This window comes from Streptomyces sp. ISL-98, assembly GCF_018614055.1.
In the GTDB taxonomy this organism is placed as follows: domain Bacteria; phylum Actinomycetota; class Actinomycetes; order Streptomycetales; family Streptomycetaceae; genus Streptomyces; species Streptomyces spiramyceticus.
Map to the genome: position 1 here is coordinate 89,170 of NZ_JAGGPB010000001.1, position 25,613 is coordinate 114,782.

At 71.0% G+C, this 25,613-nt stretch carries 24 protein-coding genes and 1 pseudogene; 14 read left to right on the forward strand and 11 right to left on the reverse strand.

Going from position 1 to position 25,613, the window contains the following annotated elements:
- Positions 1-2: 2 nt before the first annotated feature.
- A complete protein-coding gene (gene thpD / locus J7I98_RS00440; RefSeq protein ID WP_214914277.1) occupies positions 3-890 on the forward strand; it encodes an ectoine hydroxylase in 888 nt (295 codons plus the stop codon).
- 61 nt (positions 891-951) lie between these two features.
- Here thpD and J7I98_RS00445 read toward each other — a convergent pair whose 3' ends face one another.
- A complete protein-coding gene (locus tag J7I98_RS00445; RefSeq protein ID WP_214914279.1) occupies positions 952-2,025 on the reverse strand; it encodes an alkene reductase in 1,074 nt (357 codons plus the stop codon).
- A gap of 123 nt (positions 2,026-2,148) precedes the next feature.
- Between J7I98_RS00445 and J7I98_RS00450 the strand changes: the two genes are divergently transcribed.
- Positions 2,149-2,670: a MarR family winged helix-turn-helix transcriptional regulator gene (locus J7I98_RS00450; protein WP_214914282.1), complete on the forward strand. Its 522-nt coding sequence runs from the start codon at positions 2,149-2,151 to the stop codon at positions 2,668-2,670.
- Between the two features lie 46 nt (positions 2,671-2,716).
- Here the strand turns inward: J7I98_RS00450 and J7I98_RS00455 are convergent, their stop codons facing one another.
- From J7I98_RS00455 to J7I98_RS00470, 4 genes are all read right to left on the reverse strand, one after another.
- The gene (locus tag J7I98_RS00455; RefSeq protein WP_214914285.1) at positions 2,717-3,775 is read right to left on the reverse strand and encodes an aminotransferase class V-fold PLP-dependent enzyme; all 1,059 of its coding nucleotides are present in this window, start codon (positions 3,773-3,775) and stop codon (positions 2,717-2,719) included.
- Positions 3,776-3,844: 69 nt separating this feature from the next.
- Positions 3,845-4,564, reverse strand: a complete 720-nt coding sequence (locus J7I98_RS00460; protein ID WP_214914287.1) for a DsbA family oxidoreductase — start codon at positions 4,562-4,564, stop codon at positions 3,845-3,847.
- 151 nt (positions 4,565-4,715) lie between these two features.
- Positions 4,716-5,207 (reverse strand): GNAT family N-acetyltransferase, encoded by a 492-nt coding sequence (locus tag J7I98_RS00465; protein WP_214914290.1) that lies wholly within the window; start codon positions 5,205-5,207, stop codon positions 4,716-4,718.
- A gap of 51 nt (positions 5,208-5,258) precedes the next feature.
- Complete coding sequence (locus tag J7I98_RS00470) at positions 5,259-6,791, reverse strand: aldehyde dehydrogenase (NADP(+)) (protein WP_214914293.1); 1,533 nt, start codon at positions 6,789-6,791, stop codon at positions 5,259-5,261.
- A gap of 96 nt (positions 6,792-6,887) precedes the next feature.
- On the opposite strand from J7I98_RS00470, the gene J7I98_RS00475 reads away from it, so the two are divergent.
- The 6 genes from J7I98_RS00475 to J7I98_RS00500 all read left to right on the forward strand — a co-directional run bounded on the left by J7I98_RS00475 (position 6,888) and on the right by J7I98_RS00500 (position 12,725).
- Complete coding sequence (locus tag J7I98_RS00475; protein ID WP_214914296.1) at positions 6,888-7,658, forward strand: IclR family transcriptional regulator; 771 nt, start codon at positions 6,888-6,890, stop codon at positions 7,656-7,658.
- 27 nt (positions 7,659-7,685) lie between these two features.
- Positions 7,686-8,159 (forward strand): GNAT family N-acetyltransferase, encoded by a 474-nt coding sequence (locus J7I98_RS00480; RefSeq protein WP_214915537.1) that lies wholly within the window; start codon positions 7,686-7,688, stop codon positions 8,157-8,159.
- 115 nt (positions 8,160-8,274) lie between these two features.
- Positions 8,275-9,264, forward strand: a complete 990-nt coding sequence (locus J7I98_RS00485; RefSeq protein ID WP_214914299.1) for a hypothetical protein — start codon at positions 8,275-8,277, stop codon at positions 9,262-9,264.
- Positions 9,261-10,514, forward strand: coding sequence for a histidine kinase (locus J7I98_RS00490; protein ID WP_308377615.1), 1,254 nt, complete (start codon positions 9,261-9,263; stop codon positions 10,512-10,514). The genes J7I98_RS00485 and J7I98_RS00490 overlap by 4 nt, the downstream gene beginning before the upstream one ends.
- Positions 10,511-11,182: a response regulator transcription factor gene (locus J7I98_RS00495; RefSeq protein WP_214914302.1), complete on the forward strand. Its 672-nt coding sequence runs from the start codon at positions 10,511-10,513 to the stop codon at positions 11,180-11,182. The genes J7I98_RS00490 and J7I98_RS00495 overlap by 4 nt, the downstream gene beginning before the upstream one ends.
- A 91-nt stretch (positions 11,183-11,273) precedes the next feature.
- Complete coding sequence (locus tag J7I98_RS00500; protein ID WP_214914305.1) at positions 11,274-12,725, forward strand: penicillin-binding protein 2; 1,452 nt, start codon at positions 11,274-11,276, stop codon at positions 12,723-12,725.
- 68 nt (positions 12,726-12,793) lie between these two features.
- Here J7I98_RS00500 and J7I98_RS00505 read toward each other — a convergent pair whose 3' ends face one another.
- Positions 12,794-14,134 (reverse strand): S28 family serine protease, encoded by a 1,341-nt coding sequence (locus J7I98_RS00505; RefSeq protein ID WP_214914307.1) that lies wholly within the window; start codon positions 14,132-14,134, stop codon positions 12,794-12,796.
- 221 nt (positions 14,135-14,355) lie between these two features.
- On the opposite strand from J7I98_RS00505, the gene J7I98_RS00510 reads away from it, so the two are divergent.
- The 3 genes and pseudogenes from J7I98_RS00510 (at position 14,356) to J7I98_RS00520 (ending at position 16,694) form a co-directional block, all read left to right on the forward strand.
- Complete coding sequence (locus J7I98_RS00510) at positions 14,356-14,853, forward strand: SigE family RNA polymerase sigma factor (protein WP_214914310.1); 498 nt, start codon at positions 14,356-14,358, stop codon at positions 14,851-14,853.
- A complete protein-coding gene (locus J7I98_RS00515; protein WP_214914313.1) occupies positions 14,846-15,364 on the forward strand; it encodes a hypothetical protein in 519 nt (172 codons plus the stop codon). The genes J7I98_RS00510 and J7I98_RS00515 overlap by 8 nt, the downstream gene beginning before the upstream one ends.
- Positions 15,365-15,466: 102 nt before the next feature.
- A pseudogene (locus tag J7I98_RS00520) lies at positions 15,467-16,694 on the forward strand (mannosyltransferase family protein).
- A 5-nt stretch (positions 16,695-16,699) separates the two neighbouring features.
- Here the strand turns inward: J7I98_RS00520 and J7I98_RS00525 are convergent.
- The 3 genes from J7I98_RS00525 to J7I98_RS00535 all read right to left on the reverse strand — a co-directional run bounded on the left by J7I98_RS00525 (position 16,700) and on the right by J7I98_RS00535 (position 20,290).
- Positions 16,700-17,296: a TIGR03086 family metal-binding protein gene (locus tag J7I98_RS00525; protein ID WP_214914316.1), complete on the reverse strand. Its 597-nt coding sequence runs from the start codon at positions 17,294-17,296 to the stop codon at positions 16,700-16,702.
- Between the two features lie 311 nt (positions 17,297-17,607).
- Positions 17,608-18,216: a GNAT family N-acetyltransferase gene (locus J7I98_RS00530; RefSeq protein ID WP_214914317.1), complete on the reverse strand. Its 609-nt coding sequence runs from the start codon at positions 18,214-18,216 to the stop codon at positions 17,608-17,610.
- Complete coding sequence (locus J7I98_RS00535) at positions 18,188-20,290, reverse strand: penicillin acylase family protein (protein WP_214914320.1); 2,103 nt, start codon at positions 20,288-20,290, stop codon at positions 18,188-18,190. The genes J7I98_RS00530 and J7I98_RS00535 overlap by 29 nt, the downstream gene beginning before the upstream one ends.
- Before the next feature lie 99 nt (positions 20,291-20,389).
- Here J7I98_RS00535 and J7I98_RS00540 point away from each other — a divergent pair, with 99 nt between their 5' ends.
- Both J7I98_RS00540 and J7I98_RS00545 read left to right on the forward strand, forming a co-directional pair.
- The gene (locus tag J7I98_RS00540; RefSeq protein WP_214914322.1) at positions 20,390-21,133 is read left to right on the forward strand and encodes a siderophore-interacting protein; all 744 of its coding nucleotides are present in this window, start codon (positions 20,390-20,392) and stop codon (positions 21,131-21,133) included.
- 169 nt (positions 21,134-21,302) lie between these two features.
- Positions 21,303-22,502: an MFS transporter gene (locus J7I98_RS00545; RefSeq protein ID WP_214914325.1), complete on the forward strand. Its 1,200-nt coding sequence runs from the start codon at positions 21,303-21,305 to the stop codon at positions 22,500-22,502.
- Here J7I98_RS00545 and J7I98_RS00550 read toward each other — a convergent pair.
- Entirely contained in the window at positions 22,471-23,643 is a 1,173-nt protein-coding gene (locus J7I98_RS00550) for a hypothetical protein (protein ID WP_214914328.1), read from the reverse strand. The two genes, J7I98_RS00545 and J7I98_RS00550, sit on opposite strands and share 32 nt — an antisense overlap.
- Entirely contained in the window at positions 23,640-24,575 is a 936-nt protein-coding gene (locus J7I98_RS00555) for a 5-dehydro-4-deoxyglucarate dehydratase (protein WP_214914331.1), read from the reverse strand. The genes J7I98_RS00550 and J7I98_RS00555 overlap by 4 nt, the downstream gene beginning before the upstream one ends.
- A 222-nt stretch (positions 24,576-24,797) precedes the next feature.
- On the opposite strand from J7I98_RS00555, the gene J7I98_RS00560 reads away from it, so the two are divergent.
- Entirely contained in the window at positions 24,798-25,607 is an 810-nt protein-coding gene (locus J7I98_RS00560; RefSeq protein WP_214914334.1) for an NAD(P)-dependent oxidoreductase, read from the forward strand.
- Positions 25,608-25,613 lie beyond the last annotated feature (6 nt).

Genomic DNA, 25,613 nt, shown 5'->3' on the forward strand with positions numbered 1-25,613 from the left:
CCATGGGTCCGCACCCCGACCTGTACCCCACGCGCGGCGCCGCCGAGGTGACCGTCCCCCGCCAGGACCCGGTCGTCTGGTCCGCGCCCGGCGCGGAGGGCCCCATCGACGCCGCCACGCTCCAGGGCTTCGAGCGGGACGGTTTCCTCACCGTCGACCAGCTGATCACCCCGGACGAGGTGCCCCTCTACCGGGCCGAGCTGGACCGGCTGGTCACCGACCCGGCGGTTCGGGCCGACGAGCGCTCGATCGTCGAGCCGAAGTCCCAGGACGTGCGCTCGGTCTTCGAGGTGCACCGGCTCAGCGAGGTCTTCGCCGAGCTGGTGCGCGACCCGCGGGTGGTGGACCGGGCCCGGCAGATCCTCGGTTCCGATGTGTACGTCCACCAGTCCCGGATCAACGTCAAGCCGGGCTTCGGGGCTTCGGGCTTCTACTGGCACTCGGACTTCGAGACCTGGCACGCCGAGGACGGTCTGGCGAACATGCGGACCGTGTCCGTCTCGATCGCGCTGACCGAGAACTTCGACACCAACGGCGGCTTGATGATCATGCCCGGGTCGCACAAGGAGTTCCTGGGCTGCGCGGGCAGGACGCCCAAGGACAACTACAAGCGGTCCCTCCAGATGCAGGACGCCGGCACGCCCTCGGACGCCGCCCTGACGCGGATGGCGGACCGGCACGGGATCAGGCTGTTCACGGGCAAGGCCGGTTCGGCGACCTGGTTCGACTGCAATGCGATGCACGGCTCGGGGGACAACATCACGCCGTACGCGCGCAGCAACGTCTTCATCGTCTTCAACAGCGTGGAGAACGCGGCGGTCGACCCGTTCGCGGCGCCGGTGCCGAGGCCCTCGTTCATCGGGGCGCGGGACTTCACGCCGGTGAAGTGAGGCGGACGAGACACGTGGGCGGGGCCGGTTCGTATCGAACCGGCCCCGCCCGCTGCTGCCATCAGCTCACGGCCAGCGCCGGGTAGTCGGTGTAGCCCTTGTGGTCGCCGCCGAAGAAGGACGCCTGGTCCGGGGTGTTGTACGGGCCTTCGGTCCGCAGGCGGGCCGGCAGGTCCGGGTTGGCGAGGAAGAGGGCGCCGTACGCGATCACATCGGCGACGCCCTCCTCGACCAGCGGGAGCGAGCCGTGGTCGGTCGGGCCCTCGGTCGCCGGGTTGAGGATGAAGGTGCCGGAGAACTTCGCGCGCAGCGCCAGCAGCAGCTCCCGCTGCTCCGGGGAGACCTCGACGGCGTGCAGGTAGGCGAGGCCGAGCGGTTCGAGGGCCTCGACCAGCGCCGGGTACACGGCCTCGGTGTCCGTCTCGGCCATGTCGTTGTACGGGTTGGCGGGCGAGATGCGCAGCCCGGTCCTGTCGGCGCCGATCGCCTCCGCGACCGCCTTGGTGACCTCGACGGCGAAGCGGATGCGGTTCTCGACGGAGCCGCCCCACTCGTCGGTGCGCAGGTTGGTGCTGGTGGAGAGGAACTGCTGGATCAGGTAGCCGTTGGCACCGTGCAGCTCGATGCCGTCGAAGCCGGCGTCGATGGCGTTGCGGGCGGCGGCCGCGAAGTCGGCAATGGTCTCCCGTATCCCGGCGGCGGTCAGCTCGCGCGGGGCGACGAAGTCCTTCATGCCGTCGCCGGTGTAGAGCTGCCCGGCGGGGGTGACGGCGGAGGGGGCGACCGAGGTCAGCCCGTCGGGGAGCAGGGACGGGTGGCCGATGCGGCCGGCGTGCATGAGCTGGGCGTAGATCCGGCCGCCCGCTGCGTGCACGGCGTCGGTGACCTTGCGCCAGCCGGCGGTCTGCTCCTGGCTGTGCAGTCCGGGGGTGAAGGGATAGCCCTGGCCCACGACGGAAGGCTGGATGCCCTCTGTGACTATCAGTCCCGCCGAGGCGCGCTGGACGTAGTACTCGACGGTGAGCTCCGTGGGTACGCCGCCCTCGGCGGCCCGGCTGCGGGTCATCGGGGCCATCGCGATGCGGTTGGCGAGCGGGGTGCCGGAGAGGTCGATGGGGTCGAACGCTGTGGTCATGGCAAAGCTCCCGAGGAGATAGGTGGTCGGCCAAGTAATCCGACGAGAGCCACTGTAACGCATTAATTGGCCGACCAAGGTAAAGTTGTCCATGAGATCGTGAGAGCCGAAGAAGGAGTTCCGATGAAGGCCGACCCGGCTGCCCCCGCCTGTCCCGAGCCGCCGAGCGCGGCGGTCGGCGCCCCCGTCAGTCTCGCGATCTCGCAGACCGCACGGCTCCACCGCATCGCCGCGGGCAGGCTGCTGCGCGACCTCGGCCTTTATCCGGGGCAGGAATTCGTGATGATGCACCTCTGGGACGCGGGTGCGGTGCGGCAGTCCGAGCTCATCAAGGCGGTCGGCCTCGACCCGTCGACGGTGACGAAGATGCTCCAGCGTCTGGAGCAGTCGGGCCATGTACGCCGCTCCCCCGACCCCGCGGACCGCCGCGCCTCACTGGTCGAGGCGACCGATGCGAGCTGCGCGCTGAAGACACAGGTCGAGCAGGCGTGGGAGCGGCTGGAGGAGACGACGCTGGCCGGGCTCGACGAGCCGGAGCGCGAAGAACTCCACCGCCTGCTCGGCCGGGTCGAGGCGAACCTGTGCCCGCAGGCCAGGGAGGCGGTGGAGGAGTTGTGCAAGGAGGAAGGGGCGTGCGAGGGGTAGGCGGAACCGTTCCCCCCACCCACCCCTCGCCACCTGTTGGCGGACCTCAGCCGCCGAGTACGTCCAGCACCCGGTCCACGTCGGCGGTCGAGTTGTAGAGGTGGAAGGACGCTCGCAGGTTGCCCGCACGGACGGAGACGACGATGTCCTCCGCCGTCAGCGCGTCGAGCTTGTCGGTGAGTCCCGCGGTGGCGACGATCGGGGATTCGCCGGGCACCGGGCTGTGGCCGAGGCGCACGAGCCCTTCACGGAAGCGGGCGGCGAGCGCGGTGTTGTGGGCGCGCACGTTTTCGATGCCGACCTCCTCCAGGAGTGCGAGGGAGTGCTCGGCTCCGGCGTACGACAGGAAGGGCGGCGGCTCGTCGAAGCGGCGGGCGGTGCGCGCGAGTTGCTCCACGGGACCGTAGGTGCTGTTCCAGATGTCCTCGCCGGAGAGCCACCCCGCGTGAATCGGCGTGAGGGACTCCTGCGCCTCTTCCGTGACGGTGAGGAAGGACGTGCCGCGCGGCGCCATCAGGTACTTGTAGCCGCCGGTCACGGTGTAGTCGAAGAGCCCGGCGTCGAACGGCAACCAGCCGGCAGCCTGCGTGGCGTCGACGAGCGTACGGGCACCGTGGGCGGCGGCAGCGGCTCGTACGGCGGCCAGGTCGGCCGTACGCCCGTCGGCGGACTGCACCGCCGAGCAGGCCACCAGGGCGGTCCCCGGACGCACCGACTCGGCCAGCTCCTCCAGCGGCACGTACCGCATCTTGAGGTCGCCGCGCACCGCGAACGGGTTGATCACCGAGGCGAAGTCGCCCTCGGGACACAGGACTTCGGCTCCGGCGGGCAGCGAGGCCGCGATCAGCCCGACATGCACGGACACGGCGGTACCGACGGCAACCCGCTCCTCGGCGACGCCGACGATCCGTGCGAAGGAGGAACGGGCGGCGAACACGCAGTCGAAGGCGTCCGCGCCGCCCTGGCCCGTGGCGCTCTGCTCCGCCGTGGCCTTGACGGTCTCGACGGTGCGGCGGGGCAGCAGCCCGATGGAGGAGGTGTTGAGGTACGTCGTCTCCGGCGCGAACTCCGCGGCCACCACGTCAGTGAGAGTAAGAGGCTTCATGCCCCCACTCTGCTACGTCCCCAACTCCCCGTCCATTGCGTATTTTTGCCGACTCTCTCCAATCAACGCTTATACGCCGCACACCCCATCGGCGTCACATCCCACGCCCGCGCCCGCACCCGCGCCGCCAATCGTGGCAAGCGGGGCGACCGTGCGACTCTGCCAGGCCTGCTCCAGTGCCCGGGTGAAGACCTCGGCGGGCTGGCCGCCGGAGATCCCGTACCGCCGGTCGAGCACGAAGAACGGCACACCGGTCGCCCCCAGCTCGGCGGCCTCGCGCTCGTCGCCCCGCACGTCGTCGGTGTACGCGCTCTCGTCCGCCAGGACAGCTCGCGCCTCACCGGGGTCGAGCCCGGCCTCGACGGCGAGGCCGGCGAGGACCTCGGGGTCGAAGACCGACCGCTCCTCGGCGAAGTTGGCGCGGTAGACGAGGTCGAGCAGCTCGTTCTGGCGGCCACGGGCCTTGGCCAGGTGCAGCAGCCGGTGGATGTCGAAGGTATTGCCGTTGTCCCGGCCCTCGGCGAGGAACTCGAGACCCTCGGCATGCGCGTTGGAGGCGACATGCTGCTCCATGGCCCGCGCTTCCTCGTGCGTACGCCCGTACTTCTTGGCCAGCATGTCGGTCACCGAGCCGGTGACGCCCTTGGGCCCGGTGGGATCGAGCTCGAAGGAGCGGTGCACCACCTCGACCTGCTCACGGTGCGGGAAGGCGGCCAGCCCCTTCTCGAAGCGGGCCTTCCCTATGTAGCACCAGGGGCAGGCGATGTCGCTCCAGATCTCGACGCGCATGTGCTTCTTCACTCCAGGTCAGAGGCGTTCCCGTACGGCACGGAGGCAGCCTCCGCTCCCGGTCACAACACTGCGCGCGGCCGGGTCATTCCCGCCTCACTCCCTGTGCTTGCTCACTGATCGCGGCGGTGCACGCTGGTCACGGTGAGCATCATTGCCGCACGGGCGATACGGGCGGCAGGTCGAGGAGCAGCACCAGGTGGGCGCCCACGCGCGGCGTCTCCGGGTCGGGGTGCCAGCCGTGGCGGACGTAGAAGGTCTGGGCGCGCACGTTGTGTTCGTAGACCTCCAGGCGTGCCTGGCGGGTGCCGGTGCGCTGCCAGGTCTCGACGCAAGCGGTGTGCAACGCGGTGCCCAGGCCGCGGCTCCAGTGGGACGGGGCGACGTGGAGCTGGGTGAGGGTCATGATGCCGTCGCGGGTACGGAAGGCTGCGGCGCCCGCGACCGTGCCCTCGTGTTCTGCGCACAGGACGCTGCCGTCGTCCCGTGCGATGGCAGCGGCCCATCCCTCGCGTGTTCTGGCGAGTTCGGCGGGGCCGGAGAAGTCCTCTTCGGGGATGTGGCCGCGGTAGTACGTGGCACGGGCTGCCGTGTGCAGTGCGGCGATCGCTTCGAGGTCGGCGGGGGTTGCGTTTCTGATCATGAGAGACGAGACGCGGAAGCTCGTTGGGCGGTTGCAGCGGGGGCCCCTGCCCTACCCCAGCCGGTCGTTCACCCTCCTCGGCAGGCCCTCCGGGTTCGCGTCGCGGAGCTCCGGGGGGAGCAGGGGGTCCGGGGTCGACTGGTACGTGATCGGGCGCAGCCAGCGTTCGATGGCCGTGGCGCCCACCGACGTGGACGTGGAGGTGGACGCCGGGTACGGGCCGCCGTGGTGCTGCGCGGGGGCCACCGCAACCCCCGTCGGCCAGCCGTTGACCAGGACTCGCCCCGCTACCCGCGTCAGCTCGGCCAGCAGACGGGCGCCGGTGCCGGCACCGGAGTCCGTCAGCTCCTCCTCGGCCAAGTGGAGCGTGGCGGTGAGGTTGCCGGGGAGGCGTGACAGTACCGCGGCGATCTCCGTCGGGTCCTCGTAGCGCGCGACCACCGTGACCGGGCCGAAGCACTCCTCCAGGAGCAGGTCGTGCGGGCCCGGTGACGCCAGAGCCTGCGCCGGTACGGTCAGGAACCCCGCGCTCACCGTGTGCTCGCCCCCCGCGCCCGGGGTCACCGGCACTTCGGAGTCCGGGAGGGCGGCCCGTTCCCGTACACCCGCGACGAACGCGTCCCGCATCCGGTGGTCGAGCATCACGCCGGGCTCGGTGTCGCTGACGGCCGCCGCCAGGGACTTCAGCAGCCGGTCCCCGGCCGCCCCCGCCGGGGCCAGGACGAAGCCGGGCTTGGTGCAGAACTGGCCCTCCCCCAGCGTCATCGAGCCCGCGAGGCCCGCCCCGATCTGCTCGGCGCGCTCCTCCGCCGCGGCCTCGGTGATCACGACGGGGTTGAGCGAGCCGAGTTCGCCGTGGAAGGGGATGGGGGCGGGCCGGGCGGCCGCGGCGTCGAAGAGCGCCCGTCCGCCGCGCACCGATCCGGTGAAGCCGGCCGCCGCGACGAGGGGGTGCCTGACCAGTTTGATGCCCGCGTCGAAGCCGTGGACGAGGACCACCACGTCCTCCGGGAGGCCCACCTGCGCGGCGGCCCTGCGCAGCACCGAGGCGCAGAGCTCGGAGGTGGCGGGGTGGTCGGGGTGGGCCTTGACGACGACCGGGCAGCCCGCGGCGAGCGCGCTCGCGGTGTCGCCGCCGGGGACGGAGAAGGCGAGCGGGAAGTTGCTCGCGGCGTAGACGGCCACGACGCCCAGGGGGATCTTGTAGCGGCGCAGGTCGGGCCAGGGCGGTGTCCTGGTGGCGTCCTCGTGGTCGATCCTGATGTCGAGGAAGGAGCCCTCTTCGACGGCGTCCGCGAAAGCACTCAACTGGGCGGTGGTACGGGCCAGTTCGCCGGTGAGCCGGGTCGGCCCGAGTGCCGTCTCGGCATCGGCTGCCTCGACGACGTACCGGCCCGCCTCGTCGAGGAGTCCGGCGGCGGTACGGAGCAGGGCGGCCCGCACCGTACGGTCGGCGAGGGCGGGGCGGGCTGCGTGCGCGGCCCGGACCGCGCGGTCGACCTCCTCGGAAGTGGCCTCCACCGCAACCTGCTCACGCGGCTTCCCGGTTCGGGGGTCGACACTCCAGACTGGTGCTGCTGCCACCGTGGCGTCCTTCCGGCTGTTCGATATTCTGAACAGAGTTCCTGATGCTGAATATGCTGGGACTCTATTAACGGGCAATCGAAGGGGTCAAGGGCAATGTCGACTGCCGATTCGGGTGGGGCACAGGTCAAATCCGCGGTGCGGACCGTGGAGTTGCTCGAATACTTCGCGGGAAGTCCCGGTATGCACTCTCTCGCCTCCGTCCAGGAGGCTGTCGGCTACCCCAAGTCCAGCCTCTACATGCTGCTGCGCACGCTCGTGGAGCTCGGCTGGGTGGAGACGGACGCGACGGGCACGCGGTACGGCATCGGCGTACGGGCGCTGCTCGTCGGTACGTCGTACATCGACGGCGACGAGGTCGTCGCCTCCGCCCGCCCGACGCTCGACCGGCTCTCCGACGACACGACGGAGACCATCCACCTGGCCAGGCTCGACGGTACGAACGTCGTGTACCTCGCGACCCGCCAGTCCCAGCACTATCTGCGGCCCTTCACCCGCGTCGGCCGTCGGCTGCCCGCGCACTCGACCTCCCTCGGCAAGGCGCTGCTCGCGACGCACACCGACGAGCAGGTCCGCAAGCTGCTGCCGGAGACGCTGCCCGCGCTGACCGAGCACACCATCACCGACCGCGAGAAGCTCATCGAGGAGCTGCACGTCGTACGCGAGCAGGGGTACGCCGTGGACCGCGAGGAGAACACCCTCGGCCTGCGCTGCTTCGGTGTCGCCATCCCGTACCGCACCCCGGCCCGCGACGCGATCAGCTGCTCGGTGCCGGTCGCCCGGCTCACGCCGGCGCACGAACAGATGGTCAAGGACGCGCTGTTCGACGCGCGGGACCGTCTCACGCTCGCCACCCGGAGGCTCTGAATGACCTCTTCCGAGAGGGACGTGACGATGGATGTATCGCTGCGCGAGGTCGTCGACAGTGATGTGCCCGTCTTTTTCTCCCACATGAGCGACCCCGAGGCGATCCAGGTCGCCGCGTTCGTCGCGAAGAACCCCCCGGACCGTGCGGCCTTCGACGCGCACTGGGCCAGGATGCGTTCCTCGGACGAGATCTTCCTGCGCACCGTGGTCGTCGACGGCGCGGTGGCCGGCCATGCCGCGGTGTACGGACCTGCCGAGAAGCGCGAGGTGACGTACTGGATCGACCGCGCGTACTGGGGGCGCGGCGTGGCCACCGCCGCTCTGCGCGGGCTTCTCGCACTCGTACCCGAGCGGCCGCTGTACGCCCGAGCCGCGGCCGACAACACCGGCTCGGCGCGCGTGCTGCAGAAGTGCGGATTCGTCGTCACCGGTCACGACCGCGGCTTCGCGAACGGCCGCGGGACGGAGGTCGACGAGCTGGTTCTCGCCCTCGCCGAGTGAGATCCCGGGTGAGGCTCGGGTGAGGTCCCGGGTGAGGGGGTTCTCCGCCGCGCGGCGGAGACGGATCGTCGGCGCGCAGGACGCGCGGCGGCGGTCCGCCCGGGAGCGTGGAGGCATGACAGAAACCGCGCTCGTCCCCACTCCTCAAAGCCTCCGCACGGCCCCCGTCGGCCCGCTGCGCCAGACACTGCGCGCCGCCGCCATCGCCTCCTGCGTCCCGTACCTCGGCCTCAAGATCGCCTGGATCGCGGGCAGCCGCACCGGCATCCCCGAGGGCAGCGTCCTCCTCGACCACCCGGGCACCATGGCCGTGGTCAACGCCGTCACCGTCGTCATGGACTCCGCCGTGATCGTGCTGGCGCTGCTGCTCACCCAGGGCTGGGGGCGGCGCGTCCCGGCCTGGCTGCTCGTCCTGCCCATGTGGGCGGCGACCGGGCTGCTGACGCCGATCGTGACCGGCTATCCGCTCCAGTTGCTGGCCAAGGTGTTCACCGGCGCCGAGAGCGCACCGGCCGAGAGCGAAGCCTTCCTCGACGAATGGGTCTTCGGTGTCGTCTACACCGGCTTCATCGTCCAGGGCATCGCGCTGGGCACCCTCTTCGCGCTGTACGCCCGCGAGCGCTGGGGCCACCTGTGGCGGGGCACTGTGTGGGATCTGCCGAACTCGGCGGTCGGGCCCCGCCTGAGGGCGACCGCGGTGATCGCGTCCGTCCTCGCGGCGCTGTGCGCCGTACCGCATGCGATGTGGGCCGCCGGTTCGACGACCGGGCTCAACGAGGCGCGGATCGACGAACGTACGGCGGCCTTCCACCTCCTCGAAGGCGTCTACGTCCTCTTCGCGGCCGTCACCGTGGCCGGCGTGCTGATGCTCGGCCTGCGCCTCGGCCGCGGCCTCCCCCTCAAGACACCGCTGGTGCTCGCCTGGCTGGGCTCGGGCGCGCTCGGCTGCTGGGGCGGCTGGCTGCTCAGCACCGCCGTGATGCCCGCCGCAGAAGCGGCCGATCGGCCCACCACGCTGATGCTGCTGACCTACGCTGTGCAGATGATCACCGGTCTCGTCGTCCTCGCCGCGGGCGCCTCCTTCCTGCGGAAGCGCACCACGTGAGGCTTCTGTTCGGGGCGCGGGCCCGGCTGCGCTGGGTCCATCTGGTCCTCGGCGGCGCCCTGTTGATGCCGTACTTCCTCCTCGGCAGCGTCATGGTCGGCCCGTTCACCGACGACAAGAACGTCTTCACCTCGCTCCCCATGCAGTTCGGGGCCTTCGCCGTGGCTCTGCCGATCGCCTCGATCAGCGCGCTCTTCCCGCTCGCCCGGCCCCTGTCCGTGGGGGCCGTGCGGGCGTTGTGCGCGGTGCCCGACGGGCAGTTGGCGGACGGTCCGGCCCGGTCGAGGGCGGCGCGGATGCGGACGGCCGGGTGGTTCACGCTGCATCTCGGTATCGGCGGAATCATCAGCGGCATGACGCTCGCGGTGCCGCCGATGGCGGTCCTGCTGATCATCCTGCCGGTGTTCTCCTCGCTGCGCGAGTCCCGGTTCGGGCTGCCCGAAGTCCTCGACCACACCTGGGGATTGGCGCTCTCCCCCGTCGCCGGGATCGCGATGCTGGTGGCGCTGGCGGCGTGCGCGGCGGCGGCCGGGGCGCTGCTGGCCCGCTGGGCGCCTGTACTCCTCGGGCCGACACCCGCCGACCGGCTGGCGGCGGCGGAGCGGCGGGCCGCGGATCTGGCCGTACGCAACCGGCTGGCCCGCGAGCTGCACGACTCTGTGGGGCACGCGCTGAGCGCGGTCACGCTCCAGGCGGGTGCGGCACGCCGGGTGCTGGACAGCGATGCGGCGAGCGATGTGGAGTTCGTACGGGAGGCGCTGACCGCGATCGAGGAGACGACCCGGCGCACGGTGGGCGAACTCGACGCGGTGCTGGGGCTGTTGCGGCAGGGGGAGGACGGCGAGGGCTTCGACGACGCGTCCGGGCCGACGCTGGACGCCCTGGACGATCTGCTGGCCCGCAGCGGCGTGAAGGTGGCTTACGCGGAGCAGGGCGATCCGGTCGTACGGACCCCGGACAGGGTGTCCCGTGAGGCGTACCGCATCGTCCAGGAAGGGCTGAGCAACGCCCTGCGGCACTGCGGCGCCTCACCGGTGTCGCTACGGATCGCCCTGCGCGGCGAGGAGTTGGAGATCGTGATGGAGAACCCGCTGCCCGACAAAGCCCCGGTGGTACGCCCCGGGGGCGGCCGGGGCCTGCGCGGCGCGGCCGAACGGGCCACCCTGCTCGGCGGCCACGCCGAAGCGGGCCCGCACGGCGACATCTGGCGCCTCACGGCCCGCCTCCCGCTGAACGGCGGCGGGCGATGAGCACCCCTGTGAGTGCCCCGGTCAGGATCGTCCTCGCCGACGACGAGCGCATGGTCCGCACCGCTCTGCGCGTCATCCTCGACGCCGAGGACGGCCTGGAGGTCGTCGGCGAGGCGTCGACCGGCGCCGAGGCCGTGTCGGTGGTGCGTGAGCTGCGGCCCGACGTGGTGCTGATGGACGTACGGATGCCCGAGGTCGACGGCATCCGCGCCACCGAGCAGATACTGCGCGCGATGGAGGAGCCGCCGCGCATCGTCGTCGTCACCACCTTCGAGAACGACTCGTACGTGTACGACGCCCTGCGCGCCGGCGCCGCGGGTTTCCTCCTCAAGCGCGCCGCCGCCGAGGACCTCGTCCAGGCGGTCCGGCTGGTGGCACGCAGCGACTCGCTTCTCTTCCCCTCGGCGGTGCGCGGCCTGGCCGCGGAACACGCCAGGCGCCAACCTGCCGCCGCGCCGCCGTGGGCGGCGCGGCTCACCGACCGCGAGGCGGAGGTGCTGCGGCTGATGGCGACGGGCCTGACGAACGCGGAGATCGCGGACCGGCTGCGGGTCGGCCCTGCGACGGCGAAGAGCCATGTGGCGGCCGTGCTGGCCAAGACGGGGGCCAGAGACCGCACACAGGCGGTGATCAGGGCGTACGAGTCGGGTTTCATCGAGCCTCGCTGAGGCGGGCCGAGGGGCGCGCCGAGATGAAGATTCCCTGAGAAGCGCGACATTCCGGAACTGTCCCGGCCGCGCCGCTCGTCTCCCGTACGGGATGAACAAAACGATCAGGCGTGCTTCGGTCTTCTGCCTGCTGATGGTGCTCGCGCTGCTGGTGCGGATCACCTGGGTGCAGGCGTACCAAGGCCGGGCCCTCGCAGAAGACAAGCACAACCGGCGGAACACCATCGCGCAGTACGCGCAGCCGCTCGGGAACATCATCGTGGCCGGGTCGCCGGTCACCGGATCGAAGAAGACGGAGGGCAGTGATCTCGAGTACAAGCGCACGTACAAGAACGGCGAGCTCTACTCGGCCGTCACCGGCTACAGCTCACAGGCTTACGGCGCCACCCAGATCGAGGGCATCTACAGCAATGTCCTGGACGGGACCGACAACCGTCTGAAGAACCCGGCCGATCTCATCACCGGCAAGCAGACCGAGCCGGGCGACGTCGTGACGACCATCGACCCCGCCGTGCAGAAGGCGGCGTACAAGGCCCTGGGCGACAAGAAGGGCGCGGCCGTCGCCATCGACCCGAAGACCGGGCAGATCCTGGGGATGGTCTCCACGCCTTCGTACGACCCGTCGAAGATCAGCGGGACGACGGACGGCGACGCCTGGCAGCAGCTGAACGGTGACAAGGACAAGCCGATGGTCAACCGGGCGCTGCGGCAGCCGCTGCCGCCCGGGTCGACGTTCAAGCTGGTCGTCGCGGCGGCGGCGCTGGAGGACGGGCTCTACGGGTCGGTCGACGAGAAGACGGACAGCCCACTTCCGTACACCCTGCCCGGCACGCGGACGGTCCTCAAGAACGAGAACGCCTCAGCGCCCTGCGAGAACGCGACGCTGCGCACCGCGCTCAAGTACTCCTGCAACAACGTCTTCGGGAAGGTTGCCGCGGACCTCGGCCAGGACAAGGTGAAGGCGATGGCGGAGAAGTTCGGCTTCAACACCGAGAAGCAGGATGTGCCGGTCCGGGCGTCGGAAAGCGTGTACCCGTCCGGCATGGACAAGGCACAGACCGCGCTGACGGGCATCGGCCAGTTCGACGTGACGGCCACCCCGCTCCAGATCGCCATGGTCTCGGCGGCCCTCGCCAACGGCGGAGAGCTCGTCTCGCCCCACATGGTGTCCAAGGTGACGGACGCGGACGGCAACACACTGGAGGACCTCGCGGACGCCGACAGCAAGCAGGTCGTGTCCTCCTCCACGGCCGAGCAACTGCGGAGTGCGATGGTCACGGTCGTCGAGGACGGCACGGGCACGAACGCGCGGATCTCCGGAGCGGAGGTGGGTGGCAAGACCGGCACGGCGCAGCACGGGGTTGCCAACAGCAAGACGCCGTTCGCCTGGTTCACGTCGTACGCGAAGGACGAGTCGAGCGGCAAAGAGGTGGCGGTCGCGGTGCTCGTCGAGGACTCGGGGGCGGCGCGGTCGGAGGTGAGCGGCAATGGGCTGGCGGCGCCGATCGCCCAGAAGATGATGAAGGCGGCGCTCGGGCGCTAACTGGTGACCAGTGACAACGCCGGACGGGCTGGAGGACCGGCCCGTCCGGCGTTCCGGGAACCCCGTTCCTACTGCCCTGCCCACCGCTTGACCGTGGCCTCGGCCTTCGCCCGGTCCTCGGGCGTCAGCTTGGAGATCAGCGCACTGTGGTTGGTGTTCGGCGCGACGTAAAGCTGCGAGTCGTGCTTGCTCGGCTTGAACTGCTCCGCGCTCCACGGATCGTTCTGCCCGTACACGAACATCATCTGCTCGCCCCGGGTGGACACCCAGCGGTCGACGTCCTTTATGGTGCGGCCGTTGTACAAGGTGCGCATGTCGGCGGGCAGCACCGAGTTGGGCTGGTAGATGTCCGGGTAGCTGCGGACATCGCGCAGGTGCTTGAACTTCAGGTCCGCCCAGCCCAGTTGGGCCGCGGCCTGCCGGTAGTACGGGCCGCTGCCCTCGGCCCCGTTGCCCTGGTCCGAGTAGATGATCAGACCGTGGTCCAGCGACCACTTGTAGAGCTCGTCGTCGGTGGCCGCCTCGGCGTCGGGGACGGTGGGGCAGTCGGTGTAGGTGCCGCTCTGCCAGAAGTTCCACACCTGGTCGAGCACCGAGAACTCGAAGGCACGGTCGGCCGAGCCGAGGTACTTGAAAGTGAGGCCCTGCTCCTTGGACGTCGCCTCGAAGCGCGGCAGCATCGCTGCGCGGCGTACCAGCATTTCGCGCTGTACGGCGTCCAGGGCGGCACGGCATTCGGGCGTGCCCACGGTCTTGAAGAAGCTCTCGTAGACGCTGTCGTCGCGGTTGTTGGCGTCGTTCGGGGCGACGTACGCGACGACGGCGTCCAGGTCGTCCGGGTAGAAACGCTCGTGGTAGACCTGCGTCATTCCGCCCTTGCTGGCGCCGGTCCCGAGCCACTTGGCCCGGTAGATGCTCTTGAGCGCCTCGACGATCGCGTGTTCGTCGCTCGCCTGCTGCCAGACGTTCAGGTCGTCCCAGTCGACGCCGTCGCCGGGGCGGGAGGTGTTGAAGTAGCGGTGCTCCACGCTGACCTGGTTGGCGCCGAGCAGCGTGGTGATCTCGCGGGTGCTCGAGGACAGCCCGTATCCGCCGGTGTAGTGGACCACCGGCGCGGTCTCGCTCTTGTGCCAGAGCGTGAATCTCTGCTCGAAGGTGCCGCGGCCGGGGTCGCCGTGGTCGACGGGCTGAGTCAGGGTCAGGTTGTAGAGGGGAAATCCGCCCTTGTCGGTCACCGAGACCACAGTCAGTCCGGGGATCCGCTCCAGCTTTTCGCGGATGTCGGCCGCGGCGTCGCTCTGTGCTGCGGACGGCGCGGGTTGCGCGGCGAAGGCAGCGGTTCCGGTCAGCACGCTGGTGGCGGCTATGAGCCCAACACAGAGCAGGGAAGGCAGGACCTTGGTGCGCACGCTGAGTCCCCTCGGTCGGAGGTGATGACATGAATACGACGGCCGCATGGTATGCGCTTTCGGTTTCTCTGTGATCACTCTGAACGAGGTTGTCCGAGTGCGTGTCTGACGCATCGTCCACTGTGACGGCCCTCACTCTGCTTCTTTGCGTCCGGTGTCAACCGGAAGCGTGGCCCCGGGCGTATGCCTGATGAGACCGAAGAGATATCCAGGAGTGGTTGTTGACCGTCGAGGAGTTCGAAGAGTTCTACGCGCATACGGCCGCCCGCCTCACCGGGCAGCTGTATGTGATGCTCGGCGATCTGCACGAGGCCCAGGATGTTGTGCAGGAGGCCTTCGTCAGGGGCTGGGGGCGGCTTCGCCAGCTCGACGCGGCCGGTGAACCGGAGGCGTGGATCCGTACGGTGGCCTGGCGCCTGGCGGTGAGCAGATGGCGTGTACGCCGCCGCGCTGCGGACGCCTGGCAGCGGCGCGGCAGCCCGCCCGACGTCGCGGGCCCCGGCCCCGAACAGGTCGCGCTGGTGTCGGCGCTGCGCGAACTGCCCCCCAAACAGCGGCGGACCGTGACGCTGCACTACGTCTGCGACCTCACCGTCGCCCAGATCGCCGCCGAGACCGGCCTGTCCACCGGCACCGTCAAGACGCACCTGGTGCGGGGCCGGGCCGCGCTCTCCTACCTTCTGCAGGACCCGCGCGCTGAGGAGGCCTACGGTGCCTGAGCCCCATGACCTGCCCCATGACTCTGCCTATGACCCCGCCCATGACCTTCGCCATGACCCGTTGAGGAACGCGTTCAAGGAAGCGGCCGCCGCCGGGCAGGCGCACACGAAGCCCCTCCCGGTAGCGGTGATCTCGGCCCGCGGCACGCGTCTGCGGCGGCGCCGCCTGGCCATGGTGGCCGCCACCGCGTGCGTGGCCTTCGCCGGTACGGGTGCGGCGGCTGTGGCGGCGCTGGTGTCCGGCGGAAGTACGGGCCCCCTTGTGCCGGCCACCACGCCGTCCGACATGCATTCGGAGGCCCCTTCCTCCCTTCTCCCCTCTTCGATCCCCCCGTGGACCACGCCGCCTGCGGATCCTCCGGTGTCCAGTACGCCGTCGGACACATCGCTCGGTACGCCGACCAGCACACCCACGAGCACCCCCGACGGCAACCCCAGCAGCACCCCCACCAACACACCGTCAGGCACGCCGACCCAGCTGCCCACGTCCTCGTCGCCACCCGTGGACTGACCCGCCCCGTCCCCCGCTGACGCCTGCCGCTCTCCCCCCTGCCCGCCGCTTCCGCCGTGGGGCGATCCCGTATGCCCCGATGCCCGCACCAGGAGCTCGACCATGACCATCGCGACGCCTCTGCGGCCGCCCGGACAGCGCACCCGTACAAGCCCGTCAGGCACCGGACCGCCCGCGCGACGGCGGCTCGCGGACCGCCTGCGCCCGCTCTCGCCCGGCCCCACCGACCGGAACGTTCTGTGGTTGTACGTGCTCACCCGCACCGGCGTCTGGACCACCGCCTACTGCACGCGGTGGCTGTTCCCTTCCGACCGCAAAGACCCATGACGTACAGCCGGCGCTGGCGTCGTGGGGCCAGTGGGACTGGTGGCACTACCTGCACATAGCCCAGAGCGGTTACTTCCCCGACGGGGCCGGGCCCTGGACGGACGGCTGGGACAACAGGGAGGCCTTCTTCCCCGGCTTCCCGCTCCTCCTGCGCGCCGTCCACACCGTGATCCCCGACTGGACGGTGGCGGGGCTGCTCATCTCCTTCGTGTCGGGGGCCGTCGCCGTCCTGGCCCTCGCCCGGATCGCGCAACTCCACGGCGTCACGGGGCAGCGCACTGTGCTCTTCTTCCTGCTGTCGCCGTGTGCGGTATTCCTGGCCGCCGGCTACACCGAGGCGCTCTTCCTGGCCCTCGCCCTGCCCGCCTGGCTCGCCGCCCAGCGCCGCAACTGGCCGCTCGCGGGCGTCCTGGCGTGCCTGGCCACCGGTGTCCGGGTCAGCGGGCTCTTCCTGGCGGCGGCCCTGGCCGTGCACTTCGTCGTCACTGCCGAAGCCCCCAGACACTGGCGATCTCTCCCGTGGGTGGCGCTGCCCGCCCTCCCCGCCGCCCTCTACACCTGGTTCCTGCACACGCACACCGGTGACTGGATGGCCTGGAACCACGCCCAGGAACGCGGCTGGTACCGGAACTTCCACGCGCCCTGGGAGACGTGGCAGAACACCTGGAAAGCGGCCTTCGCGCACACCCAGTCCACCGGTTACGCCGTCATGTTCCAGGCCGAGCTGCTGACGATGGTGGTCGGCGTCGTACTGCTCGGTGTGCTGCTGAGGCGCCGGAGGTGGCCGGAGGTCGTGTACATCGGGCTCAGCCTGTGGGCCCTCGGGACGTCGTACTGGTACACGTCCATCCCGCGCGCCACCCTCCTGTGGTGGCCGATGTGGGTGCTCCTGGCGGGCTGGAGCGTGCGACGCCGCGGGCTGAAAGGGGCGTACATCTGCGTGGTCGCCCCGCTCTCGACGGTCCTCACCATCACGTTCCTGTCGGGCCGTTGGGCGGGGTGACGCGACTATCGTTCGGGGGACCAGGACGGGTTGCGGCCCGCGAGTCCGACGACGCGGTCGAGGAGCGGGGCATCGTCCGGTACGTCGACGACCGGTCCGAAAATGCGGTCCCGGCCCGGATCGCCGACCGCCGACGCCAGGAACTCGTACGACGCCCGAAGACTGGGTTCGTCACCCGGGTACGGCTGTCCGGTGGCGCGGGCCAGGTCCCAGCCGTGCAGCACGATCTCGTTGAGCGCGACCTGCCCGGCGATCTCCCCCGGCAGGTCGACCCCGCCCGCCTGGGTCATGCCCTCCCAGGCGTCGGGGCTGCGCCAGGCGTCGACGAGCTCGTCGAGCCGGCTCGGGAGCCGGGTGCGCCAGTCGTCGTCGAGTACGGGCAGGGCGGTGCCGGGGTCGGTACCGGTGGTCGGCCCGAACTCCTTCTTCGCCGCGTCACGGAAGGCGGCGGTCAGCCCGAGGAGGTGGCCCAGGAGATGACGTACCTCGTACTTCTCGCAGGGCGTGGGGGCGGAGAGCGCGTCGTCGCTGACCCCGTCGAGCAGCTGGGCGACCTGGCGGGCGGGGGGTGCGAGGTCGAACAGTGGCTTCTGGGCAGTCATGGCGATTCCTCCGGGGTGCGATGAGGATGGCGGCGTCTGTCGTGAGTGGTGACTGCGGCGCGGGCCGGAACTCATCGGTGCGGGTGCGGTGCGGCCAGTTGTCTTTCCCCACCCCGCCCCTTCCCGTAACTGGGGCTCCGCACCCAGCCCCGCTCCTCAGACGCCGGAGGGCTGAAGATTCAGCCCTCCGGGGGTCTGGGGGCTTTCCCCCCCCACGCGGCGGGGGCCGCAAATGTCACAGCCGGGAAGGGGCGGGGGGTGGATAGCGCCGCAGACAGCCCGCACCCGCACACGCACCCAATCGCCCACCCCTAGCCCACCCAATCCCCCCGCCCCAAGAACGCCAGCCGCGCCCGCTTCTCCGGCAGGAAGACGTCCGGCAGGTCGATCTCCGGCATCACGACCTCCGCCCCCAGCGCAAACCCCACCCTCTCCAGACGCGCTATCGCCTTGCCATTGAGCGCATCGGGCTCCGCCACCAACCGCTGCCGGTCCGGGTCCGCGAACAGGTAAGCGACCAGCACGGACAGCAGGTGCGCCGTGAAGCCCCGCTCCGCGCCGCCGCCGCCCGAGGGGCCGATCAGCAGGTGGACGCCGTAATCGCCCGGCTGGACGTCGTAGCACTCGCTCACCCGGTCCGCCTCCGGGTCGTACGTCTGGAAGAGCGCCACCGGCTCGCCGTCCCGCACAGCGAGGTACGCGTGGTGCGTGGTCAGCGAGTCGAGGTGCTCGTAGATCTCCTGGACCTGCTCGCGGGTCGCGCCGCCCATGCCCCAGAACCGGGCCCGCTCCTCGGTGACCCAGCCGTGGAGCAGCTCCGCGTCGCGTGCGGGGTTCACGGGGACCAGGCGGACCGTTCCGAAGCCTTCGATCTTCTGCTCGTACACCGGCTCAGCGGTCACGGGGGTCGCGGGGGTCATGGTTCTCCTTGGTCAGGTGGTTCCACTCGGTGGTCACGGGGACGAGTCCGCCCCGCAGCCACAACGGCATTTGGTCGTGGTGGTGAGCGTCGCCGGGAACGCCGGACGCACCGAGCGGCACCACCCAGAGGCTGTCCTCGCGCCGCGCGAGGTCCCATACGTAGCGGGCGGCGGGCCCGCGCGCACAGCGGTCGGTGACGCCGGGGACGCTCGACGTCGACAGCACGCAGTCGTGGTCGCCGGGCAGCCCGGGCCATCCCCCGGGCGGCGCCGACTCGACCGCCTGCCACGGCGTCAGGCGGTGTACGTCGCCCCAGGGCATCGTCGGCGTGTCAGAGGCTGCGGCCACCGCCTCGACGGCCGCCCTGACCGCCGCGGGCCTGTCGATGCCCGGCAGCAGGTCGGTCGTCAGCAGGGTTGCCAGCGCGAACCCGACCCGGGGAGTGAGCGCGAGCCAGGGCAGGAAGACCCCCGGGTACGAGGGGTCCGCCACCGGCTCGGTCAGCGCGGCCAGGTCGGGATGGGCCGCGAGCCGCCGCACCACCTCAGTCCGTACGGCGGCGTACACCGTGGCGTCGGTGCTGTCCGCCTCCATCCGCCGGTCCCAGCGCAGGAGTTGGTCCCGCAGGCGCTCGCCCTGCGGGCTGAGTCCGTCGAGTCCGGACAGCATGCCGAGCAGGGGGCGGGCCGAGGCGAGATGCGTGTCCGTGTGGACGGCGGCCATGTCCGGGGCCGACCAGGACTTCGACCCGTCGAGCAGCTGCTTGATGCGGTCGGCGCGGTACGGCGGTGCGAATTCGACGCCGAGCGGCGCGGCGAGTCCGCGCTGGTTCGCCATGACGGCGACGCCGCTCACGTCCGCGCGCGGCATCGGCTCGTGTACGCCGCGCCATGCGTGGCCCGGCTCCCAGGCAGGTACGACGCGCAGGCCGTTGTCCCGGTGGCGCAGCGGGACGCGGCCGGCGACGCGGTGCAGCAGGCCGCCCGCGGTGTCGGCGGCCTGTACGACGTTGACGGGCTCGACCCACTGGTCGACCGCCCGGTCCACGTCGTCGACGGTCCGCGCGCGGAGCAATGCGGGCAGCGCGCCGAAGCCGAGCTCCTCGTACACGCGGGTCGGGCAGCGCAGGCTGACAACCATCTCGTCGCCGGGGCCGCCGATGATGACGGGGCCGCGCTCGGTCTCGATCACCTCGACCTCGACGGGATCGCCGCCCGCGACCTCGATGGTCTCGGTGTGGGCGGTGGCGGGCCGCCAGCCGTCAGGGCCGAGGGCCTCGACCACCTTGACGTCCCCGGCCCCGTCCGTACTGCGACGCAGCCGCTCGCGGTAGAGGTCCTGGTAGTCGGCCATGGCGTTGGTGATGGCCCATGCCACGCTGTTCGTGTGCCCGAAGTGGGCGATTCCGGGGATGCCGGGGACGGCAAGGCCGATCACGTCGAACTCGGGACAGGCCAGCCGGATCTGCTGATACACCCCCGGGTCCTCGATGAACCTGTGCGGGTCGCCCGCGATCAGCGGAGCCCCGGTGGCGGTGCGCTCGCCGGTGACGAGCCAGCCGTTGCTTCCGGAGGTGCCGGGGCCGTCGGTGGCGAACAGGGTGATGGCGTCGTCGCCGAGCCTGCGGGCGACCTCCTCGCGCCACAGCTTGGTCGGGAAGCCCGCGAAGAGGATGTGCGTCGCCAGCCAGATGCCGAGCGGCGTCCACGGCTGCCACTCGCCCGGGGCCAGCCCGGTGCTGGCGAACTCCGGCGCCCGGAGCGCACCTTCGGCGAGACCGGCGTTGACCCCGTCGACGTAACTCTCGACCCACGCGGCCGTCTCCGCGTCGAGGCTGCGGAAGCAGCGCCGGGCGGTGTCGTCCAGCCGCGACTGGCGGGCGAAGCGGTCCCAGCCGACGGCGTCGGCGCCGAGGAAGGCGGCCGTGGTGCCCTGCGACCTGTGCCGCTCGACCTCGATCTGCCAGGCGCGGTCGGTGGCGGCGTTGCGGCCCTGGGCGAATGCGAGTTCATGTGCGCTGCTCGCGCGGAGATGGGGAATTCCCCAGGCGTCCCGGAAGACCTCGGTGCTCACTCTGTTCCTGTTCCCCATCTAGGTTTAGGTTAGGCTGACCTAACTTAAAGGACAGTTGTCCGGGAAACAATTCCCGGATCTGTGGGGGAGGAATCTGCGGTGGGTCATGGCTGGGAAGGCGCGGTACTCAAATTGCTGCGCGGCAAGGACTTCACCTTCACCGTGACCGGGGCGGAGCAGGTCACGGAGGACTACAGGCGCCTGCACTTCACGGACGGCGGCCTGCTCGGCGCGGCCGGCGTGCACCCGACCATGTGGGTGCGGATGTGGTTCGAGAACGCCGGCAAGCCGCACCAGCGCGCCTACACCCTGGTCGACCCCGACGTCGCCGCCGGGACGTTCAGCCTGGAGTTCGCCCTGCACGACGGGTGCGCGAGCGACTGGGCGCGCAAGGCGCAGCCCGGCGACACGATCGAGGCGACGCTCCAGGGCACGGGCTTCGACGCGCCGGAGCCGCGGCCGTCGCGGCTGCTGGTGATCGGCGACCCGGCGTCGCTTCCGGCGATCAACTCGCTGCTGGCGGCGATGCCCGAGGTGCCGGCGACGATCTGGTTCGAGACGTCGCACGCGTCGGACGCCGACCTGCCGATACGGGTCGACCCGGTACGCCATGAGCTGCGGAGGGTCCCTCGGCGGGATGCGGGTGGGCACCTGGTGGAGGAGGTGAAGGCGGCACTGCCGTCGCTGGTGTCGGCCGCGGAGGACGCGGAGGACGCGGCCGGTGTGTACGTCTGGATCGCGTGCGACACGGCGACGACGAGGACGCTGACGTCGTATGTACGGAAGGAAGTGGGCCTGCCGAAGGGGCGGGTGCACGGGCTGGGGTACTGGCGCGCGGCGTAGCTGAACCCCTGGGGGTCCTCCCTGGACGTAGTCCTTGCGGGAGTTCGAGGAGCGGGGTCTGGGTCGGCCCCCCGGGCGGCGGCAGCCGAAATGCCACAGGGGAGGAATCCCCCCACCTACGGCAACCGCCCGATCCCGCGCCCCCGCCTCAGATGCCACGCTGCCGCCCATGGCCCGGACAACACCGCACGTCCTGCGCGACCGCAGCGCAAGCCTCTGCCTGAGCGCCACCCTCGTCTCCGGCTTCGGCACATCCGCGATGTGGCTCGCAGCCGGGATCTGGGTCAAATCCCTCACCGGGTCGGACAGCCTCGCCGCCCTGACCACGTTCTGCATGTGGGCACCCACCCTCCTCGGCCCCCTCCTCGGCACCGTCGCCGACCGCGTACGCCGCAGAACGCTCCTGATCCGGACCAGCGCCGCCATGGCCGTCCTCCTCACCACCCTCCTCCTGGTCGACTCGGCAGCACACCTCTGGATCCTCTTCGCCGTACTGACCCTGTACGGCATCAACTCCGTCGTCCACGATGCCGCCGAGGCAGCCCTCATAGCCCGTGCCGTCGACAAACGACTGCTCGGCGACTTCAACGGGCTCCGCCTGACCGCGGGCGAAGGCATGAAACTGGTCGCGCCACTGGCCGGGGCCGGCCTGTTCGCCCAGTTCGGCGGCGCGACAGTGGCGCTGCTCGACGCCGCGACGTTCACGCTCGCCGCCGGGATCTTCGCCCTGCTCGGCATCGAGGAGGAGACGCCCGCCAGGCCCAAGGGGAAAGTGAACTGGTGGGCTCAAACCACCCACGGCGCACGCCACCTCTGGCACTCAGCCGCCCTCAGACCACTCGTACTCGCAGGCTCCGCCACGATGCTCCTCGCCGGCCTCAACGGCGCCGCGATCTTCGCCGTCGTCGACCGGGGCCTCGGCCACTCCCCCGCCTACGTCGGCCTTCTGTACGCGGTGCAGGGCGTCGGCTCCGTACTCGCCGGGCTGCTGGCGGGTCCGCTGATGCGGCGGATGTCCGAGCGCCGCTTCGCCGCCGCAGGGATCGCACTGTTCGCGACAGCCGTGGCCGCGCGTGCCCTGCCGTACGACGCGGTGGTGCTGGCGAGCGCAGCCGCGGTCGGCCTCGGCCTGCCCTGCGTCCTCGTCGCGGCACTGACGGCGGTCCAGCGCGAGACCCCGGACGCACTGCTCGGCCGCGTGGCAGCCACCGCCAACACCCTCGTCTACGCCCCGAACGCGCTCGCCCTCGCCCTCGGCGCCGGCCTGATCGCGGTCGTGGACCATGCCGCACTGCTGGCCACCACGGGCGCGGCCGGGCTGCTGACCGCCCTGGCACTCACGGCCGCAGGGCGTCGCGTACGAGCCTGAGATCGGCGTCGGAGGCCAAACCGGCGTGGTAGAGGCGCAGTTCGGTCGCGCCCAGCGACGCGGCCCGTTCGGCGTCCCGGGCGAGCGTGGCGGGGCTGCCGCCCATGCCGGACACGACGGTGAGGTTGGCGGCGACGACCTCACCACCGGTGCCGCGCCCCACGAAGCGCGCCAGCAGCTCCGGTCCGCCGGTGCACGGCACGACCACGCCGTCCGCGACACCGAGGATGTGCCGGGGCTCGACACCGGCGTTCGCACCGCAGTGGTACGCCGCCGGGTCGGCGTGCAGCAGCACTTGGAAGCCGGGGGGCGCGGCGGCCCGTACCGCTTCGACGGCCGCTTCCTGGAGCGTACGGGCGGACCGCGCACGCCACGCGAGGCTCACGGCCGCGAGATCCGCACCGAGGAGCTTCTCGACGCCCGGCCACCCGGCGCCGCAGGAGGACGCCCCGCCGGACCACACCGGCCCCAGCGCCCGCCGCACCGCTCCGCTCAACTCCCCTGCACCGAACCCAAGTTCCACATAGCCCGCCTCGCATACCGCGCAGAAGCAGAGCGACATCAGGTACTGCGCCGCGTCCCCGAGCCCCACCCCCGCGATCTTGTCGTGGCCGTGCAGATGGGCCAGCCCGTACCAGCCGCAGGACTCCAGCTCGGTGCCATGCGCCCCGGGGCGTACGGCCGCTTCCGCCGCGAGGCCGGTCAGGTACGTGCGTACGGCGGGCTGGGCGATGCAGGGGGCCCACGGGTAGCGGTCGCCGTACGCGTTGACGACGGAGGTGTCCGGGCGGTCGGCGCCGAGGCGGGAGTTGTGGGCGAGCACCACCCAGGAGTGGACGTCGAGCCCGGCGGCCGCGAGCGCTTCGGCCGCCTCGCCGTACGGGTCGGCGGTGGGGGCCCAGGCCCCGGCGGCGTACGGCCGCAGGCGCTGCCCGGCCCAGCGGCCCTCGTCGACGGGGTAGAGCACGGCGGCGTGTTCGGCGGTGACGATGCGGTGGCGCGGGTGGCGCGGAGTCAGGGCCCTGGTCGAGTGGTAAGCGGAGGCGAGGGTGACCTGTTGTACGCCTAGGTCCGCGATGCGGGCTGCGGCGTCCGGGTCGCCGACGACGTCCCAGGGGTAGAGGAAGGCGGCGGCCTTCACGCGCGCTCCCCGATCAGCACGCGGCCGCGCTCGATCAGCTCCGCCAGCAACTTGACGTGGGCCGGGTCGGGTTCGCTGAGCGGTGGCCGCACTTCGCCGACGTCGAGGCCGCCGAGCCGTACGCCCGCCTTGACGAGCGACACGGCGTATCCGCGGCCCAGGTTGCGCAGTTCGACGAGCGGGGCGAAGAAGCCGTCGAGGAGGCGGTTCGCGGTGTCGTCGTCGCCGGTGTTGAGGGCCCGGTGGAAGGCGAGGGCGATGTCGGGGGCGAAGCAGAAGACGGCGGAGGAGTAGAGGGTGACGCCGATGCCGCGGTAGGCGAGGCCGGTGAGCTCCGCCGTGGGCAGGCCGTTGAAGTACAGGAAGGGGTGGCCCGGAAGTGCGCGGCGTACGGCGCCGACGATGCGCTGCATCAGATCGAGGTCGCCATGACCGTCCTTGAGCCCGATGATGCCGGGCACCTGGGCGAGCCCGACGACGGTCTCCGGGGTGAAGACCGCGTTGTCGCGCTGGTAGACGATGACGTCGAGGGAGGTGGCCCCGGCCAGCGCGGCGTAGTGGCGCAGGAGCCCCTGCTGGTCGGCGACGACGAGGTACGGGGGCATGGCGAGCAGCCCGTCGGCGCCCGCCGCCTCGGCGGCCTTCGCGTACTGGATCGCGAGGGCCGTGCCGTATCCGGCGCCCGCTACGACAGGAACGCGGCCCGCCGCCTCGTCCACGGCGGCGGCGACGCACAACCGGAACTCCTCCGGCGTCAGGGCGTGGAACTCCCCGGTGCCGCAGCAGGCGAAGACCGCGGCGGCGCCGTTCTCGATGCCGTCACGTACATGAGCGCGGAACACGTGGAGGTCGAGTTCGCCGTCCGGTCCGTACGCGGTGACGGGAAAGAAGAGCAGGCCGTCGAGTCGGTCGGCGAGCGGGGCTGAGGTCACGGGCACTCCCTGTGCGTACACAATTCTGATCCGCGTCTATATCCCTGAACATCGTTACGCTAAGGCAGCCAGGCGGGACCGGTCAAGACGAGAAACCGCAACCAAGGGGCGAATTGGGCGCCCCCGCGCGACACTTGACGAGCCGCGTGGCACTCCCTAGCGTGTCCACGCATGTGAATGCTGTCCACGTACGCGCCCAAGCCCCATCGAGGAGACGCTCCGATGCCCGCACCCCGCACCGTCCTGCTCACCGGCGCCGCCGGCGGCATCGGCACCCTGATGCGCGGGATCCTTCCGGCGTACGGCTATGAACTCCGCCTGCTCGACGCGACCCCCATCGAGGGCGAACCGGACGCGATCACCGCCGACCTGGCCGACAAGGAAGCGCTGCGCGAGGCCGTGCGGGGCGTGGACGCGGTGATCCATCTCGCGGGCATCTCGCTGGAAGCCCCGTTCGAGAAGATCCTTCGCGCCAACATCGAGGGGACGTACAACCTCTACGAGGCCGCCCGCGAAGAGGGCGTCGAGCGGATCGTCTTCGCCTCGTCCAACCACACCGTCGGCTTCACCCCGCGCCCCGCCGACGGCGCACCGCTGATCCCCGTCTCGACCCCGCACCGGCCCGACACGTTCTACGGCCTCTCCAAGGCCTTCGGCGAAGACCTCGCGCAGCTCCACTGGGACCTGCACGGCATCGAGACCGTGTCGGTCCGGATCGGCTCCTGCTTCATGGAGCCCAGCTCGGTGCGGATGCTCTCGATCTGGATGAGCCCGGGCGACTGCGCCCGCCTCTTCCACGCCGCGCTCACCGCCGACGGGGTCGGCCACACCGTCGTCTACGGGTCCTCGGCCAACACCCGGCTGTGGTGGGATCTTTCATCCGCACGGGCCATCGGTTACGAGCCGAAGGACGACTCGGAGCAGTACGCGGAGAAGCTCATCGCGGAACACGGCGAACTGGACCCCGACAACCCCGGCCACGCCAACCTGGGCGGGGAGTTCTGCACCGACCCGCCCCAGTGGAAGCACTGACCACCT